General features: G+C 60.8%; 9 protein-coding genes and 4 tRNA genes. 3 read left to right on the top strand and 10 right to left on the bottom strand.

Features of this window, described 5'->3' with window-relative positions:
* Positions 1–27 precede the first annotated feature (27 nt).
* From TK42_RS21985 to TK42_RS21955, 7 genes are all read right to left on the bottom strand, one after another.
* Positions 28–8,565 (bottom strand): SDR family NAD(P)-dependent oxidoreductase, encoded by an 8,538-nt coding sequence (locus TK42_RS21985; protein WP_103735116.1) that lies wholly within the window; start codon positions 8,563–8,565, stop codon positions 28–30.
* On the bottom strand, positions 8,562–9,671 hold the full coding sequence (locus TK42_RS21980; protein WP_032877031.1) for a MupA/Atu3671 family FMN-dependent luciferase-like monooxygenase: 1,110 nt from the start codon (positions 9,669–9,671) through the stop codon (positions 8,562–8,564). Before TK42_RS21980 ends, TK42_RS21985 begins: the two co-directional genes overlap by 4 nt.
* A 30-nt stretch (positions 9,672–9,701) precedes the next feature.
* Entirely contained in the window at positions 9,702–10,070 is a 369-nt protein-coding gene (locus tag TK42_RS21975; protein WP_032877032.1) for a putative quinol monooxygenase, read from the bottom strand.
* A 306-nt stretch (positions 10,071–10,376) separates the two neighbouring features.
* Positions 10,377–10,453, bottom strand: a tRNA-Asp gene (locus TK42_RS21970).
* Between the two features lie 19 nt (positions 10,454–10,472).
* Positions 10,473–10,548 (bottom strand) — tRNA-Val (locus TK42_RS21965).
* 176 nt (positions 10,549–10,724) lie between these two features.
* Positions 10,725–10,801 (bottom strand) — tRNA-Asp (locus TK42_RS21960).
* Between the two features lie 19 nt (positions 10,802–10,820).
* Positions 10,821–10,896: transfer RNA gene (locus TK42_RS21955), tRNA-Val, on the bottom strand.
* 159 nt (positions 10,897–11,055) lie between these two features.
* Here TK42_RS21955 and rdgC point away from each other — a divergent pair.
* The 3 genes from rdgC to sugE all read left to right on the top strand — a co-directional run bounded on the left by rdgC (position 11,056) and on the right by sugE (position 13,529).
* On the top strand, positions 11,056–11,976 hold the full coding sequence (rdgC, locus tag TK42_RS21950) for a recombination-associated protein RdgC (RefSeq protein WP_003172886.1): 921 nt from the start codon (positions 11,056–11,058) through the stop codon (positions 11,974–11,976).
* Between the two features lie 166 nt (positions 11,977–12,142).
* Entirely contained in the window at positions 12,143–13,102 is a 960-nt protein-coding gene (locus tag TK42_RS21945; protein ID WP_032877033.1) for a bile acid:sodium symporter family protein, read from the top strand.
* A gap of 112 nt (positions 13,103–13,214) precedes the next feature.
* Entirely contained in the window at positions 13,215–13,529 is a 315-nt protein-coding gene (gene sugE, locus TK42_RS21940) for a quaternary ammonium compound efflux SMR transporter SugE (protein WP_010211634.1), read from the top strand.
* Positions 13,530–13,635: 106 nt separating this feature from the next.
* On the opposite strand, the gene TK42_RS21935 is transcribed toward sugE, so the two are convergent.
* From TK42_RS21935 to TK42_RS21925, 3 genes are all read right to left on the bottom strand, one after another.
* Positions 13,636–15,510, bottom strand: a complete 1,875-nt coding sequence (locus tag TK42_RS21935; RefSeq protein ID WP_103735115.1) for an MFS transporter — start codon at positions 15,508–15,510, stop codon at positions 13,636–13,638.
* Between the two features lie 59 nt (positions 15,511–15,569).
* Positions 15,570–16,718, bottom strand: a complete 1,149-nt coding sequence (locus TK42_RS21930; RefSeq protein WP_103735114.1) for a TDT family transporter — start codon at positions 16,716–16,718, stop codon at positions 15,570–15,572.
* A 111-nt stretch (positions 16,719–16,829) separates the two neighbouring features.
* Positions 16,830–18,017, bottom strand: a complete 1,188-nt coding sequence (locus TK42_RS21925) for an MFS transporter (protein ID WP_103735113.1) — start codon at positions 18,015–18,017, stop codon at positions 16,830–16,832.
* Positions 18,018–18,020 lie beyond the last annotated feature (3 nt).

Below are 18,020 nucleotides of genomic sequence, written 5' to 3'. Positions count from 1 at the left end.
TACCTGCGACATTGAAAGTCATGGTTGCTACCGCTGCGCCAACACGTCTTCGACCACTGCGCAAGCGCTGTCAGCCGCCAAGGCGCCACTCTGCACCTGGTTCAGGATCGTATCGAGCAAGTCATCGGAGCTGTGTACAACCTGCACCCGGCGATCGACCTCATCCGCCAGGGACTTGAGCGTGGGCCAGGTGTAGATCGCGTCGGCCGCTAGTTGAATGGAAAAGTGCCGGCTGACCCCGCGCATCCATTGTGTGCCTGTGACCGAGTCCATTCCCAGGTCCAGGAACTGCGCGCCACTGCGCAACTGCCCAGGGTCGAGAAACAACAGTTCACCCAGGCTTTGCTTGAGGTAGTCCTGGATCGACTCGCGTTGCGCACTTGCCTGCGCGCCAGGCTGCGGTGCCGATGCCACTGGCTCGCGCTGGACCGGCGCAGCCGTTGCTTGAGTTGGCTGAAGCTGGGTGCCCACCCATTGCGTAAAGGCCTTGAATACCGGATAGGTATAAATGCCGTCGGCGGGAATCTTCAACTGGTAGTGCTTGTTGATTTCACGGATCCATTGCGCGGCGATCACCGAGTCCAGGCCCAACTCCAGGAAGCGGCTGCCGTCGCGTATTTGGCCTGGCTCGCAATACAGCATGGCCGCCAGGCTCTGGCGCAGGAACTGTGCACATTCGTCGTCGGCCACTGGGACGACCGGCGCCGCCTTGGCCGCTAAAGGCGCGGGTTGGCTGAGTATCCGCGGCGCGGGCGGCACGATGGGTGCGCTATCAGCCACAGGCAAAGTATCCAGTGCACGCAGGCGAATCTTGCCGCCCTGCGCCACGGACGCCACAGACTCAACCGAGACCGCCACCTCACTCGGCGCCCAATAACGTTGCCGGGCAAACGGGTACGTCGGCAGGCCAAGGCGCGCTGGACGGTGCGAGTGATACAGCGGTGACCAGTCAACCGCTTCGCCTTGCACCCAGCGACGCAGGATGCCCCCCAAGTCAGCCTGGTCGAACATCTGCCGAATGGCGGCGCAGGCTTGCTCACTGGGACGCGTCGCCAGGCTGTGCGCCTCGGGAAGGCAGCCGGACCACCAGGACGGCCCCTCTAGCGCGCCATCGATAAAGGCGCGCAGCTCACGCACCAGTTCGTCGCCCGAAGTGACCAACAGCGCCACCCGCCACTCCCAGGCCTCGCGCCCCACTTGCAGCGTGTAGGCCAGGGCTTGCAGGTCCGGCTCGCGATTGGCCGCAGCGTCCAACCACCAGTCCACGAGCCGCTGCGCCACCTCCAGCAAGGCTTCGCGAGAGCGTGCAGAGAGAACGATGGGTAACGGCGCAGTCACTGTCATCGCCGCGTGAGCAGCTTGGGCCAGCGGCGCCTCGCTGACGATCAGGTGAGCATTGGCCCCGCCGGCGCCAAAGGAGGAAATGGCAGCCATGCGCAGGCCCGGGACGCCATCGGAGCCGAGCGGGCGCTCCCAGGGTGCCAGCGTACGCTGCACACGAAAGGGGGTTTCGCTGAAGTCGATATTGGGATTGAGCGTTTCAGCGTGCAGTGAGCTCACCAGCAGTCCGTGCTTCATTTGCAGCAATACCTTGGTCAACCCGGCGATGCCCGCAGCGCTTTCGCAATGGCCGATATTGGACTTGACCGACCCCAAGGCGCAGAACTGCCGGTCCGGCGTGTAAGCCCGCCACGCACGGGACAGGCCGGCCACCTCGATCGGGTCGCCCAACACCGTACCCGTGCCGTGAGCTTCTACATAACCGATCTGCCGCGGCTGCACGTTCGCCTGGCGCAAGGCACGGCTGATCACCGCGGCCTGGGCTGCCGGATTAGGCACTGCATAACCGTTGGTTCGCCCGCCATGGTTGATGGCACTCCCGCGAATCACTCCATAAATACGGTCGCCATCGGCCTGGGCCTGATGCAGCGGTTTAAGCAGTACAGCCCCCACACCCTCACTGGGCACGTAACCGCTGCCACTGGCACCGAAGCTTTCACAGCGGCCACGTCGGGAGGCAAATTTGCCTGCCCCCAGCATGAGGAACTTGGCGGGGTGAATCGATACATTCACGCCTCCGGCCAGCGCTACTTGGCATTCGCCACTGTGCAGGCTCTGGCAGGCCAGGTGAATAGTCGTCAGTGAGGACGCACACATCGCATCGATGGCCATGCTTGGCCCATGGAAACCGTTGACGAACGAAACGCGATTGGCAATCGACGATGGGCTCATGGACAGCACCAGCGGCCGCCCCTCGGCAGTCTGTTGCGCCCCATACAGTTGGTACTCTTCGTACGTTACGCCGACGAATACACCGACCATGCCCTCGGCATCTTCGTGACGGGCGCTGGCTGCCAGGCCCTGGCGGGTATAACCGGCGTCTTCAATGGCCTCGTGAGCGGTCTGCAGGAACAAGCGCTCCTGGGGCTCCATGGCCATCGCTTCACGCGGCGAGATACCGAAAAACGCCGGATCAAATTCAGCCACTCCATCAATGAACCCGCCCCAGCGCGCGTAGGTCTTGCCCGGCGCGTCTTCATCAGCGCTGTAATAACGGGAGTGGTCCCAGCGCTCGGTGGGAATCTCACTGATACAGTCGCGCCCTTGGCTGAGTACCTGCCAAAACTCTTCCAGGGTGCGGGCCTGGGGATAGCGCCCGGCAAGGCCGATGATGGCGACGTCAAAGCGTTGCGACGTCTCCTTGGCGGATGCAGGCGATTGCGCGGCGTCGGCAGGCACGGGGTCGTGGCTGGCAATACCGGCCACCCGCGCCTCATCGGGGCCTGACGCCAGCGTGCCCGCTACGTCGGCGACCAGCGCCACCAACGTCGATGCATGCTCGCGACACAGGTATGCGGCCAAGGCGCGCAGCGTCGAATACTCAAAGAACAAGGTTTTGGGCAGCGCGCCGAATTGCGCCTCCAGCGCGGCGGTGATCGTCATGACCATCATCGAGTCCAGCCCGTAGCGCTCCAGCGGCTCATCACTGTCCAGACGATCCTCCGGCCATTGCACCACAGGGGATAGCACCCGTTTGAGCACTTGCAACGCATGCTCGAGCAGCACTTGCGCTGAGGCGGTGCCGGCCACGGCACGCGGCGCAGTGCCGGCGCGTGGCTGGGCAGGCAGGTGGGCCACCAAATCGTCGAGGCAACGCACTTGCCGATAAACCAATGGCGACACCTCAAGCCCGCATTCGCGCTCAAGTGCCTGGATCAATTGATTAAAGCGCGCCTGATCCAACCCATAGCTATCAAAGTCGTGGTCACCCTCAAGCTCGCTGGTCGCGATGCCGAGCACTTGCCCCGCCAACCTTTTCACCACGTCAAGCATGCGTGTATCAGCGGGCAGCGTCGCCTCGTTCGACAGCGGATGCAGACGCCGGCGCAGGCGCTGTTCATCCCCTTCTATCACCACGATTCGGCACGCATCACTGTCCATCACTTGATGAAACGCCGCAACGCCGTGTTCGCGACTCAACGGGATCATGCCCGACTCACGCTCCAGCAACGCACTGGCCTGTGCATCCAATTGCATCCCGCCGTCGCGCCACAGCCCCCAGGCAATCGAAACGGTTCGGCCTCGACGCTCGCCCATCTGGACCTGCTGGGTGCGCTGTTCGGCGAACCCATCCATGAAGCCGTTGGCCGCCGCGTAGAACGCCTGGCCCGGGTGCCCGACGGCTGCCGCGGCGGATGAAAACAGCACGAAACAGTCCAGGTCGCAGTGACGCGTCGCCTGATCGATCGACCAGGTACCGCCCACCTTGGCCGCCAGCACCCCATCGCCGTGTTGGTGTTTGAAATTACGCAAGAACTCATCGTGCAGCGTTCCTGCACAATGCAGCACACCATTGAGCGCACCGTACTGGGCTTGCACATCAGCCACGAGCCGTTCGGTAGCCGCCTCGTCACTGATATCGACTTGCTCATAGCTGACCTTGCCGCCCATGCGCCGCAGGGCATCCAGCCGATCCTGGCCGGCCTGGCCCAAGGGGGAGCGCCCCACCAGTACCACGGTTGCGCCTTCGACACGGCTGAGAATATCGGCGGCGAAACACTGCGCCAACCCGCCCATTCCCCCTGTCAGCAGATAGACACCCGCGTTCTTCCACCTACAGCGGTGCGTATCATCCAGTACTGTCGCCTGCGTCCACTGACGGGCATGACCACCTTGAGCGTCGAACCGCAACCACGGATGAACCTCCAGGGCCGCAGCCTGCTCCACGGCGTGCCGAACCTGCGTAAAAGTGAAGCTCTGGTCGATTTCAACCAACTGCGTTCGCAGCTTGCTGCTTTCAAGTTGCGCCGACCTCAGCAGCCCATGAATGCCACTCAGCCACGCAGACCGATTGACGGGTATTACCACTTGTACCGAGATAACTTCGTGCGCCGCATCGACAATGATCTGGCGCAAATGCTCAGCAATTTGCCCGACACAGTGCACGTAGCGCTCTGTCGGCAAGCCCTTTGGCGTCAGCACCTGCCACCCTGGATGATCCGACCGTTCTCCAGGCCACTCACACAGGATGACGTGGCGCCGCCGAGGCGGCGCCGCCGCCGGTGAGGCCTGCACCGGCTGCCAGCGCGGGCGCACCAATAATGTCGCGGCGGTGGTAGGTGGTACGAGCGCCCTGCCAGGCTGCGCCGGGGGCCGGGCCACGCTGCCAAGCGGCACCAGTTGCGGTGCCCTGGGGATGGGTTCACGGTCGAACGAATAGCCCGGCAAACTGATACGACGGGCAGTACCCGGCGCCACCAGGCGCGCCCAGTCGATCACCTCCCCCGCTCTCCATAACTGGGCTAATTGCGCCCATTTGCTCTCGGCATACCACTGATCAAGCAACGTCAGCGCTGATTCATCTTGACCGAACAAACTCAGGCGGTCGGCGTCCTTGAGCGTCGTGGACTGCACGCCCGGGTGGGCCTCACCGGCACAATAGCGACGCAATGCATCCATGAGGTCGGCAGTCGACGTGGCGATGCAACTCAATCGCGCATTCATGGCCTGGCGGCCCACCTGCAGCGTGTAGGCAATGTCACGCAAGGGCAGCGACGGATTGCGTTCCAGAAACACTAACAAGGTGTCCACTTGTCGTACAAGTGCAGCCTCATGGCGTGCCGAAAGGACAATCAGGTAGTCGGCCCGCACATCTTCGGCGGGTTCGGCACGCACAGGGGCCTGGCGCAGGATCACGTGGGCATTGGCACCGCCGGCACCGAAGGATGACAGGCATGCAATGCGCTCTTGCGCGCCCTCGCCGTCGACGTCCCACGGTTCCAGCGCCTGAGGCACGCGAAAAGGCGAGAGGCTGGCGTCGATATCCGGGTTCATCTGCTGCGAATGCAGCGAGGGCGCGATTTGCCCGTGGCGCATCTGCAGGAGGACCTTGCTCAGGCCGGCAATACCAGCCGCAGCTTCAAGATGGCCGATGTTGCTCTTGACCGACCCCAGGCGACAGAAGCCGGTGCGCTCGGTGTCCTGGCGAAACGCCTCGACCAGGCCGCGAAATTCGATGGGATCGCCCAGCGCCGTACCGGTGCCGTGGGCCTCCACATAGGTAACCTGGTCAGCACTGACGCCGGCCCGGTCCAATGCCAGGCGAATCATGGCGCGCTGGGCTTCGGGGTTGGGCACCGTGTAGCCATTGGCTTTGCCGCCATGGTTGACCGCACTGGCGGCGATGACGCCGTGAACCATATCACCGTCCGCCAGCGCGCGTTCCAGCGGCTTTAGCAACAGCGCCCCCACTCCTTCGCCGGGAACAAACCCATTGGCCCCCGCACCGAACGCTCGCGACTTGCCATCGGCGGATAACACGCCCAGTCGTGCGAACTCGGCAAAGGTGGAAGGGTGGGTGTAGGCATTGACGCCACCGACAACCGCCACGGTGCACTCGCCTGCCTGCAAGTGCAGGCAGGCCTCATGCACCGCGGTCAGCGAAGAAGAACAGGCGGTATCCACGGGCAGGCTAGGCCCGGTAAACCCGAAGCGATAAGACACGCGGTTGGCGATCGAAAAAAACGAATCTTTATAGTTATCGTGCCCGGCCTTGGACACTCCCACGAATACGCCGACCTTCTCCTGCTCCAGAGACGCAGGCGTATACCCGGCATCTTCCAGGGCATGCCATGCGCACTGGATGAATTGACGTTCCTTGGGGTGCATGTAGGTAGCTTCGGCCAGGGAAAAGTTAAAGAACATTGGGTCGAAGTCATCCAGGCCTTCGATGAAACCACCCCATTTACCGTAGCTTTTACCCTCTTGGATCGCACGCTGGCGGTCCGCGTTAAAATGCTCGTCAAGGCTCCAGCGTTGCTCGGGCACGGTTTCGATGCAGTCCCCTGCGTTTGCCAGGCAATCCCAGAACGCCGACAAATCCGCTGACTTGGGATATACCCCGGCCATGCCGATTATCGCGATCTGCCCACGCGCGCCCGGACTGGGCAGGTGGTAAGGGGCGGCAATGCGCTGCGCAGGCGCGCAAGCCAGCCAGGCCACCAGTCGCGCCGGCGTAGCGTGCTCGAACAGTACCGCTGGCTCGACCACGATGTCCTGGTCGCGCATATGCCGGCAGAGTTGACGCACCATCATCGAATCAAAACCCAACTCACTGAACTGCGCGTCCAGATCCAGTGATGCCGCAGGCTGTTCCAGCGCTTGGGCCAATGCTTCACGTACCGCTTGCTCGGCGGCGTCCGGGCTCCAGGCTCGGCGCCCTGTACGCGATGTACCAGGAGCCGGATACGCCGCCATGGGTGCAGGCGCGTCATACCAGAACGACTGGGTATCAAAGGGAGTCGTCGGCAGGGGCACCCGTGGTGCGCGGGTGGCCTTCGCCATCGGGCGCTCACCCGCCAGCCAGAGCTCGGCCCAAGGGTCAAGCGCCGCGTCCGTAGGCGCTGCGACGTCCTTGGCGAAGACAACTGCGCCCGTAAGATCGCCCGTGTGTAACTGGGCTAGCACATCGAGCAAGCCTGGGCGCTCCATGGCCACGATGACCACGGCGGCGGCAAATTTCTCGCGCCCGAATTTGAGCGTGTCGCTGACACTTTCCAGGCACAGCGTCGGCTCATCGATCAAGGCCTGGTGCATTTGTGCCGCGAGCAGCGCCAGCAGCGCCGGGGTCGGCGCGCTAAGGGGGAACAGCAATGGGGCCTGACTCGGCACCACACGACCGGGCGCTTGGTGCACGTATTCTTCGACTAGAATGTGTGCGTTGTTTCCGCCTGCGCCATAGGAATGCAAACCCGCCAGGCGCGGGGTAGCCTGGCGTGGCCAATCAACGGTATGGGTAGCGAGCCTGCAAGGCTGTCCGGCGGTATGCAGGTGGAGATTGGGCTGCTCAAAGTCGAGGATTTTATGAATCTTTTCGGTCTGCAAGCTGCGGATGATCTTGAATAGCGCGCCAATGGCTGAAGCGGCATGCATATGTCCGCTCATCGGCTTGAGCGTGCTGATAGCGCACTGGCCTTCCTGCAACTGCACGCCTTGCTCCCGTCCCAAGGCCAGCAAGCCATGATTAAGGGCATCCCACTCAGCGATATCTGCCACGGGGTTGCCCATGCCCTGGGCTTCGATGTAGCTGACGTGGCGTGGATCGATCCCCGCCCGTCGGTAGCAATCCTGTACCAGGCTTGAATGTGCGGACACACTGGGCGCAGCGATTGACGCCGCGTCGCCGCCGTTGTAATTGACCGCCGTATTGCGGATCAGCCCATAAATATGATCGCCGTCGGCCTCAGCCTTCGACAACGGCTTGAGCAACAGGCTGCACACGCCTTCGCCGCGCAGGTAGCCGTCAGCGCCGGCGCCGAAGGATCTCACGGTCGGTTCGGGGCTCATTTGCCCGCTTTGCGACAACGTCACGAACACGTCCGGGCGCAGCAGCAAGTTGCAGGCACCGACGATCGCAGCATTGATCTGGCCACTGCGCAGCGCGGTGACCGCGTGATGAAGCGCGACGGCACCGCCGGCACACATCGCATCGATTCGTTCGCTTGGCCCACGCAGGTCATAGAAATGTGACACCCGGTTGGCGAGCATACTGGCCGCCTGGTCCAGCCCTTCGCCGGGATCAATCTGGGCCTGGAGTAGGTTGAGGTGGTATTCGTTACGCTCGGCGGCGATAAATACACCGGTGGCCGAGCCTTTCCAGTCAGTGTGGCGATAACCGGCGTCTTCAAACGTCTGGCGCACCGACATCAGCAACAAGCGTTGTTGCGGATCCATCTTGCGCGCCTCCGCCGGCAACATGCCAAAAAAGACCGGATCGAATTGATCGATGGCGGGTATAAACCCGCCCCAACGGGTGCGCATTTTCCCTTCTTCAATATTCGATCCGGCGTACCAGGACGTGAAGTCAAAGCGCGTCGCCGGGATCTCCTCGATCAACGAACGATCATCATCCAGCGCCTGCCAGAACTGACGTACGCTAGCCGACTGCGCGACGTTGGCGGACAACCCGATGATCGCCACCGGTTCAGGAAAGGACGGGGCAGGCTGGGCCTTGAGCGAGGCATTGATGGCGGCGGCGAGGCGAGCTTTCTTGCGTTCGATATTCACTGTGCTGACCGCTCCTGGAACGAGGCTACGAGTTGTTCAAGGTAGGGCAAGGACTGATGCACCACGGCGTAGTCCACGCCGAAATCCATCAGGCAGGCAATCTCATCGACGCCGGTCTCAAGCACTTGGCCGACTCGATACCGAACCTCATCGACCGTACCGAACAACGCGCCGGTTTCGTAATACCGCTCAAATGCGTATTGCAGGACGTTTTCCTGCTCTGTGGCATCCAGGGGACGACCGTCAGGCGTCGCCCGTGCTTTCATGTGGGCTACCAGTGAGCTGCGGATATAGTCTTTGAACGGTGCTTCGACGGCTCGGCGAACCCAGGCGCTATCGGGCCCGACCAGGGTATGCAGCATAAGGGTGACGCGCCCGGAAGCCGGGTCGAATCCCGCATCGCGGCGCGCTTGGCGATAAAGCCCAATTTTTTCGGCCAGGTCCGGCAGGTCAATGCCGTACAACATCGTGAAGACGTTGAAACCCGCCTTGCCAGCGGCAATGAACGACTCTGTATTCTGCGCTACCAGGATCCAGACATTCAGGCTGGTCTGTAGGGGTCGGGGAAAGGTGACGACCGACACTGGATCGCCACCAGGCCCCGGGAATGAAAGGCGCTCACCCGCCCATAAGCGACGTACCTGCTCAATGCGTTGCCACATCACCTCGCGCCGGTCCTCGTAGGCGTGCGGCGCCAAGAGAAAATCAGGCCGGCTCCAACCTGAGCCGAACCCAAGGTCTACCCTTCCGCCAGAGAGTACATCGTTCATCGACCAACTTTCGACCACGCGCGCCGGGTGATGCAGGGGCAAACTGATGCCTGCGGTGCGAAAACGAATGTGTCGGGTTTGGGGGATGAGTGACGCCGCCATTACTGCGGAATCGGGGTAAATCGCGCCAAACTCGTGGAAATGACGCTCAGGAAAATACACGGCCTCAAAACCCTGCGCATCGCCAAACAACGTCAACGACCGAGCGAACTCATATTTCTCGCTGGCGCTGATGTCTTCGCGCACATCGGAAAAAAACAACAGGCTGAAGGCAGGCTGACGCGGCGCACGCGCAGCGTTCGTCACACCCAGGCCGAGTAATTGTTCAACTGACATGTCTTGAGGCCTCTTGTAGATACATCGGGTTCACGCCACCACAGACGGTCGGCTGAAACACTGTTCCAGTTCGAAGAACTGCGGCTTCATAAACGCCAGGGGGCCACGTAACTTGTCCAGCTCCTCTCGGGGCCCATGCACTTCATAGCGAACAATTGAAGCCAGGTGAAACGCCTCGGAATTCAGCTCAGCGATATTGACCAAGTGGTTCAAAAGCCCTTGGGCATCGCTGTAGACCTCCCGGCAATGGCCTTGGGTGCCATTGAAGCTGAAACCGTAGTACAGGCATCCGGGCTCTTTAGAGGTCTTTTCGATAAACACGGCGCAATACGCCTTGAACGCTTCAAGGTGACGTTCGGGGATTTCGAAATAAGGCATGGCCATGCAGGTGCGATTCATCTTCGGCCGTTCCGTTAGAACCAATGTCCACGAGACCTTACCGCAGCAAGACGAACTGGCACTCCTATCAGCACTTAGGATTGACAAGGTTCTTCAATAGGGATAGAGGCTGCGCACGAACCCTGAAGGCGTGACGATTGACAGCGCAGGATTGGCGACCCAAATAAGACGATGAGGACGCTAGGATGGGCGAGCGAACGCTATGGTTGGAGAGCAACGGCGAGAAAAAATCCGGGCACAAAAAAAGCGGCCAATGGCCGCTTTGTTCGTAGTCTCCAGGTGTTCAGTGGGCCTGGAAGCAAAATATGGCGCAGCGGACGGGACTCGAACCCGCGACCCCCGGCGTGACAGGCCGGTATTCTAACCGACTGAACTACCGCTGCGCGTAACACTTGAAGCGAATGGTGGGTGATGACGGGATCGAACCGCCGACCCTCTGCTTGTAAGGCAGATGCTCTCCCAGCTGAGCTAATCACCCTTCGTTTCGGTGTGGGCGCATCATACACCAAAAAATCGTAATGTCTTGATTTAAATGCAATTTATTTAAAAAAAGTTCCGCGTACGATTTTTTGCCATATTCCGGACAAAGAAAAGCCCGCGATTAAGCGGGCTTTCTGTGGTGACCTGGCGTTCAGCGTTCCAGGTGACCGAATATGGCGCAGCGGACGGGACTCGAACCCGCGACCCCCGGCGTGACAGGCCGGTATTCTAACCGACTGAACTACCGCTGCGCGTAACACATGAAGCGAATGGTGGGTGATGACGGGATCGAACCGCCGACCCTCTGCTTGTAAGGCAGATGCTCTCCCAGCTGAGCTAATCACCCTTCGTTTCGGTGTGGCGCGCATTCTACGTAGCGACCCCATGTCTGGCAAGCACTTTCTTAAATCTTTTTTTTCAGCCCTTCCAATGGCTTAGGCAGGGTTGGCCTACGGCGTGATCAAGAGAATAATGCCCCCCTTTGTATAGAGGAGAGACTCACCCCATGTGGTTCAAGAACCTGCTTATCTATCGCCTGACCCAAGATCTGCCTGTTGATGCCGAGGCGTTGGAAGCGGCCATGGCCACCAAGCTGGCGCGCCCGTGTGCAAGCCAGGAGTTGACCACTTACGGTTTCGTTGCACCCTTCGGTAAAGGTGAAGACGCTCCCCTGGTTCACGTCAGCGGAGATTTTTTGCTGATCGCCGCGCGCAAGGAAGAACGCATCCTGCCAGGTAGCGTGGTGCGTGACGCACTGAAAGAGAAAGTCGAAGAGATCGAAGCCGAGCAAATGCGCAAGGTCTATAAGAAGGAGCGCGACCAGATCAAGGATGAAATCATCCAGGCCTTCCTGCCGCGTGCCTTTATTCGTCGCTCGTCGACCTTTGCTGCGATCGCGCCGAAACAGGGCCTGATCCTGGTCAACTCGGCCAGTCCCAAGCGTGCTGAAGATCTGCTGTCGACCTTGCGTGAAGTGATCGGCACCCTGCCCGTCCGTCCGCTGACGGTAAAAACCGCACCGACCGCAATCATGACCGACTGGGTCACTACCCAGAAACCGGCCGATGACTTCTTCGTCCTCGACGAATGCGAACTGCGCGACACCCATGAAGACGGCGGCATCGTGCGCTGCAAGCGCCAGGACCTGACCGGCGAAGAGATCCAACTGCACCTGACCACCGGCAAGGTCGTGACCCAACTGTCCTTGGCGTGGCAGGACAAGCTGTCCTTCATGCTCGATGACAAGATGACCGTCAAACGCCTGAAATTCGAAGACCTGCTGCAAGACCAGGCGGAACAGGACGGCGGCGACGAAGCCCTGGGCCAACTGGATGCCAGCTTTACCTTGATGATGCTGACCTTCGGTGAGTTCCTGCCGGCGTTGGTGGAAGCGCTGGGCGGGGAAGAAACCCCACAGGGCATCTAAACAACACCGATCCAATGTGGGCACGGTCAGTGTGGGAGCTGGCTTGCCTGCGATAACGGAGTGTCAGCCAGAGTAGTGCCGACTGATACACCGCTATCGCAGGCAAGCCAGCTCCCACATTTGATCGCGTCGCCCTATTCAACACTCTAATAACAAGGACATCCCCATGCGTGCACTCGCTGCCTTGAGCCGCTTCGTCGGCAATACCTTCGCCTACTGGGTGTTGATATTTGCCGTGCTCGCCTTCCTCGAACCCAGCTGGTTCATCGGCCTGAAAAGCGCCATCGTCCCGCTGCTGGGCCTGGTGATGTTCGGCATGGGGCTGACCTTGAAACTTGAAGACTTCGCCGAAGTCGCTCGCCATCCATGGCGCGTGGCCTTGGGCGTGGTCGCGCATTTTGTGATCATGCCGGGCGTGGCATGGTTGTTGTGCCAGGTCTTTCACCTGCCACCGGAAATTGCCGTCGGCGTGATCCTGGTCGGCTGCTGCCCAAGCGGCACCTCGTCCAACGTGATGACCTGGCTGGCCCGCGGCGACCTGGCGTTGTCGGTGGCGATTGCCGCCGTCACCACCCTCCTCGCCCCACTGCTCACACCTGCGTTGATCTGGCTACTGGCCTCGGCCTGGCTGCCGGTATCGTTCATGGAGCTGTTCTGGTCGATCCTGCAAGTGGTGCTGCTGCCGATTGTGCTCGGCGTGGTGGCGCAACGGGTGCTGGGCGAGCGGGTTCGTCATGCGGTGGACGTGCTGCCGCTGGTGTCGGTGGTCAGTATTGTGATCATCGTCGCGGCCGTGGTCGCCGCAAGCCAGGCGAAGATCGCCGAATCGGGCCTGCTGATCATGGCGGTGGTGATGCTGCACAACAGCTTCGGTTACCTGCTGGGCTACTTCACCGGGCGCTTGTTCAAGTTGCCGCTGGCGCAACGCAAGTCGTTGGCGCTGGAAGTCGGTATGCAAAACTCCGGGCTGGGTGCCGCGCTGGCCAGTGCGCACTTTTCGCCGCTGGCGGCGGTTCCCAGTGCGTTGTTCAGTGTCTGGCACAATATTTCCGGCGCATTGCTGTCGACTTATTTCCGCCGCATGAGCGAGAAAGAAGACCGCCGCGCATTGGAAACCGCTCCGTAAACTTGATCGCCTGATCCATTTTCGGCACTCTACCAAGCTTCGCGAGGACGACCTCGCGACGCTATCAGGCGCTAACCAGGGGACGACCCCACTTTGTAGAAGCGAGGTCATCATGTCCTGGATCATTCTGTTTTTTGCCGGGTTGTTTGAAGTTGGCTGGGCCGTCGGCCTGAAATACACCGACGGTTTCAGCAAGCCACTGCCCACCGCCCTGACGATTGCCGCCATGGCCGTCAGCCTTGGGTTGCTGGGGCTGGCCATGAAAGAGCTGCCGCTGGGCACCGCCTATGCCATCTGGACAGGCGTAGGTGCCGTGGGCACTGTGATTGCCGGGATTATCCTGTTTGGGGAGTCCATGGCGTTGTTTCGGTTGGCGAGTGTGGCGTTGATTATTTGCGGGCTGATTGGACTCAAGATTTCCACTTAAGCCACTACGCTATCGCAGGCAAGCCAGCTCCCACATTTGACTGTATTCACAATTCAAAAGGTGGGAGCTGGCTTGCCTGCGATGAGGCCCTGACAAACAACGAAAACTACCTGACACTCCCCCGCAAACCACCCACTACTGCCTGCAACTGCACAGGCGTTGCCGTCTCCACAGCAATCGGCTCCCCAGCCACCAACACCACCCGCGACCAGATCCGATGAAAGAAGCCCTTGTGCGGATCGCGACTGAAGAAACTCCCCCACAGCCCCTGCAACGCCATCGGAATCACCGGCACCGGTGTCTCCTCCAGAATGCGCGTCACCCCACCACGAAATTCATTGATCTCGCCATCGGCTGTCAGCTTGCCTTCCGGGAAGATGCACACCAACTCACCTTCCTTCAGATACTGGGCGATCCGCGAGAACGCCTGTTCGTAGATCTCCATATCCTCATGGCGCCCGGCAATCGGAATCGCCCCGGCGGTGCGGAAGATAAAGTTGAGTACCGGCAAACGGTAGATCTTGTAGTACATGACAAAGCGAATCGGCCGACGCACCGCGCCGCCGATCAACAGCGCATCGACAAACGACACATGGTTGCACACCAGCAACGCCGCGCCTTCATCCGGAATAGCCTCCAGGTTGCGATGCTCCACGCGGTACATGGAATGGCTGAGCAGCCAGATCATGAAGCGCATGGTGAATTCGGGGACGATCCTGAAGATGTAGGTGTTGACCGCAATATTGAGCAGCGACACCACCAGGAACAACTCGGGGATCGACAGCTTGGCCACGCTCAACAGCAGGATCGAAACGATGGCCGAGACCACCATGAACAATGCGTTGAGAATGTTGTTGGCCGCGATAACCCGTGCCCGTTCGTTCTCGGCAGTGCGCGATTGGATCAGCGCATACAGCGGCACAATATAGAAGCCACCGAATACGCCCAGGCCGAGGATATCGAACAACACCCACCAGGCCTGGCCGTAGCTGAGCACCGCGAGCCAATCGTTGGCTTGCACGTTCTGCGGGAAGCCGCCGGAGTGCCACCACAGCAGCAGGCCGAACACGGTCAGGCCAAACGAACCAAACGGCACCAGGCCGATTTCCACCTTACGCCCGGAAAGCTTTTCGCAGAGCATCGAGCCCAGGGCGATGCCCACCGAGAACACCGTGAGGATCAGGGTGACCACGGTTTCGTCGCCGTACAACCACTCCTTGGCGTACGCCGGGATTTGCGTGAGATAGATCGCACCGACAAACCAGAACCACGAGTTGCCGACAATGGAACGCGACACCGCCGGCGTCTGCCCCAGGCCCATGCGCAACGTCGCCCAGGACTGGGTGAAGATATTCCAGTCCAGGCGCAGTTGCGGCGTCGAAGCCGCCGCGCGCGGGATGCTGCGGCTGGCGAGGTAACCCAGCACCGCCACGCCGACAATCGCCACCGCCACCACCGGCGCGTAATGGGTGGAAGACATCATGATCCCGGCACCAATGGTGCCGGCCAGGATCGCCAGGAACGTGCCCATTTCCACCAGGCCGTTACCGCCGACCAGCTCGTCGTCGTGCAATGCCTGAGGCATGATCGAGTACTTCACCGGGCCGAACAGCGCCGAGTGGGTGCCCATGGCAAACAGCGCCAACAGCATCAATTCAAGATGATTGGTCAGGAAGCCCGCCGCACCGACGGCCATGATCACGATCTCGCCGATCTTGATCGCACGGATCAACGCGTCCTTGTTGAATTTCTCGCCAAACTGTCCGGCCAGTGCCGAGAACAAAAAGAACGGCAGGATAAACAACAACGCACACAGGTTGACCCAAATGGAGCGGTCGCCCTCGATGCTGAGCTTGTAAAGGATGGCCAGGATCAGCGATTGCTTGAAGATGTTGTCGTTGAACGCGCCCAGCAACTGGGTGATGAAAAACGGCAAGAAACGCCGTGTGCGCAGCAAGGTGAATTGGGAAGGATGGCTCATCGTCGTCCGTGTTCCTGCGTGGCCTTTATTTATCAGGCCACGACTTTACCTAATCCTGCTTACTTATTCGCTAGTCCTGCAATGCAGGGCGAAACAAAAAGCTCGCCTTTATAAGCCCCCTGCACGGTGCGCTTGGCCACGATCAGCCACATCAACGCCAACGCCACCACCAGCGCACTGCCGAAGATGCTGAAGAACCCCAAATGCAACACGTTCGCCAGTTTCAGCGTGGCCAAGGCGTAAACCCCCAGCGGGAAGGTGAAGCCCCACCAGCCCAGGTTGAACGGGATCCCGGCGCGCAGGTAACGCAGGGTGATCAGCACGGCGATCAACATCCACCACAGGCCAAAACCCCATAGGGTGATACCTGCAATCAGGCCCAGGCCATGGGCCATTTCACCGACATTCTCCAGGCCATTGGCGGCGAAGATCGCTGGCGCATCGCCCCCCAACAGCAACATGCCCAAGGCACCGGTACCAATCGGCCCCAGCGCCAACCAGCTCGACGCCGCCATATTGGCGTGGGGCAATTTATGCAAGGCCATGCGCAGCATCAGGATGGTCAGGATGCTGAACGCCACCGGCAGGGAAAACGCCCATAGTACGTAGCTGGTCACCAGCATCACCAGTTGCGCATGGGCATCGGCCAGGTGCGGCGCGAGCAAGCCGCCGCTGGCCGCCGCCACTTCGGCCGCCACCACGGGCAACAGCCAGACGGCGGTCATCTGGTCGATGCTGTGCTCCTGGCGGGTGAACATCATGAACGGGATGAGTACGCCGCAGGCCAGGGACATGGCCACGTCCAGCCACCACAGGGCTTCGGCCAACGGGATGACATCACTGCCCCAACGTGGCAGGCCGAACAACAGCAATCCGTTGAGAATGGTCGCCAGCCCCATGGGGATGGTGCCGAAGAACATCGAAACCGTGGAGTGCCCGAAAATGCGCCGCGCCTCGTGGAAAAACATCAACCAACGGGCGGCATACAACACGCTGAACAACACGAACAGGCCGATGGTGAACATCCACAGGCCTTCAGCGACAGCGTGCAAGCCTGGCAAAGTGACCGGCAACTGAGCCAGGGCCAGCGCCAGCACCCCGGTGCCCATGGTGGCGGCAAACCAGTTCGGGGTGAACTGGCGAATCACTTCCCGGGGACGGGTCAGGTGACTGAAAGGTTTGTAACGGTGGGTGGTCGAGCAGGTCATGATTTGATCCTCTTCCTCGCATGAGGTTGAGGTCATGGTAGAACCTGAATGAATATCTATATAACGGGTAATATCTCTAACTGTTATCTACTTTATAGATATTTGCCATATCTACGCAGCTGCCCGGCCCCGGGCAGAGCCCTGCCACAACTGCCCGCCAAGAGCCCCCAACGCCAACAGAATAAGGACCGCAGCGTAGCCATCGGTGGTGACGACGAGGCCAAACTCCCGGCTCAGATTGCCCGCCACCAACGCCGGTACGCAGAATGCCAGGTAGCTCAGTACATAGAATGCCGACATCAACCCCGCGCGCTCATGGGGCAACGCCAACCCGACGATACTGCGCACGCTGCCCATAAAGCCGCCGCCGAAACCAAAACCGGCGATCACACTGGCGACAAAGAACAACCGCAGGCTGGCCGTCTGTACGGCAACCAGCAACAGCCCCATGCCGACGGCCAGCAGCGCCGCCGACAGGCGCATGACCTTGTCAGCCGCACGGTTGCGCAGGCTGTAGATCATGACCGCGCCACTTAACGTGACCACCGCGACCAGCCCCCCGCCGATCAAATGCGAGGTCGACCCGGTGGCGACCCGCACCAGCGAAGGCGCCAAAGAAGAAAAGAACCCACCCAGCGCCCATACCGCCACATTCAACGGCATCGCCAACCACAAGGCCCGACGCGCTTGCGGTGGCACATGCAGGGTGGGCGCCAGGGACTTCAAGGCCCCCGGTATACGACTGACCGTCTCGGACAACCGCCAGACATACACGGCCTGCAGCACCATCAAACCCAGCAGAGTGAGATAGATCAATTGCGTCGGCCGTGGCGCGTACTCCACCAGCAAACCGCTACCCAGCCCGCCACTGGCCATGCCCAGCATCGGCGCAAGGCTGTTGAGCATCGGGCCGCGCACCCGGTCAGTATCGAGCAGCGTCGCACTCAGCACCGCTGTGGCAGTACCGGTCGCAAAACCCTGTAATGCACGTGCAGCGAGCAGATAGGCCGTACTGTCCGCGTTGATAAACAGCAGCATCGCTACGATATTCAGCAGCAACGCGGCAAAGATCACCGGCTTGCGCCCCAGGTAATCGGAAAGCGAACCCACCGTCAGCAGCGCCGCCAACAGGCTTAGGGCATAGACGCCAAAGATAGCCGTCAGCATCGCGGCCGAAAAATGCAGGTTGTCCTGATACACCTGGTACAACGGCGTCGGCGCGCTGGAGGCGGCGAGAAAGGTCAACACTGTGATCACGAGGAACGTCAGGCTGGACCGCTGGGAATTGACGCTGATCATGGC

Source organism: Pseudomonas sp. GZJR-8 (assembly GCF_002916705.1).
Taxonomy (GTDB): Bacteria; Pseudomonadota; Gammaproteobacteria; order Pseudomonadales; family Pseudomonadaceae; genus Aquipseudomonas; species Aquipseudomonas synxantha_A.
This window is presented reverse-complemented; position numbering and strand designations above follow the sequence as displayed.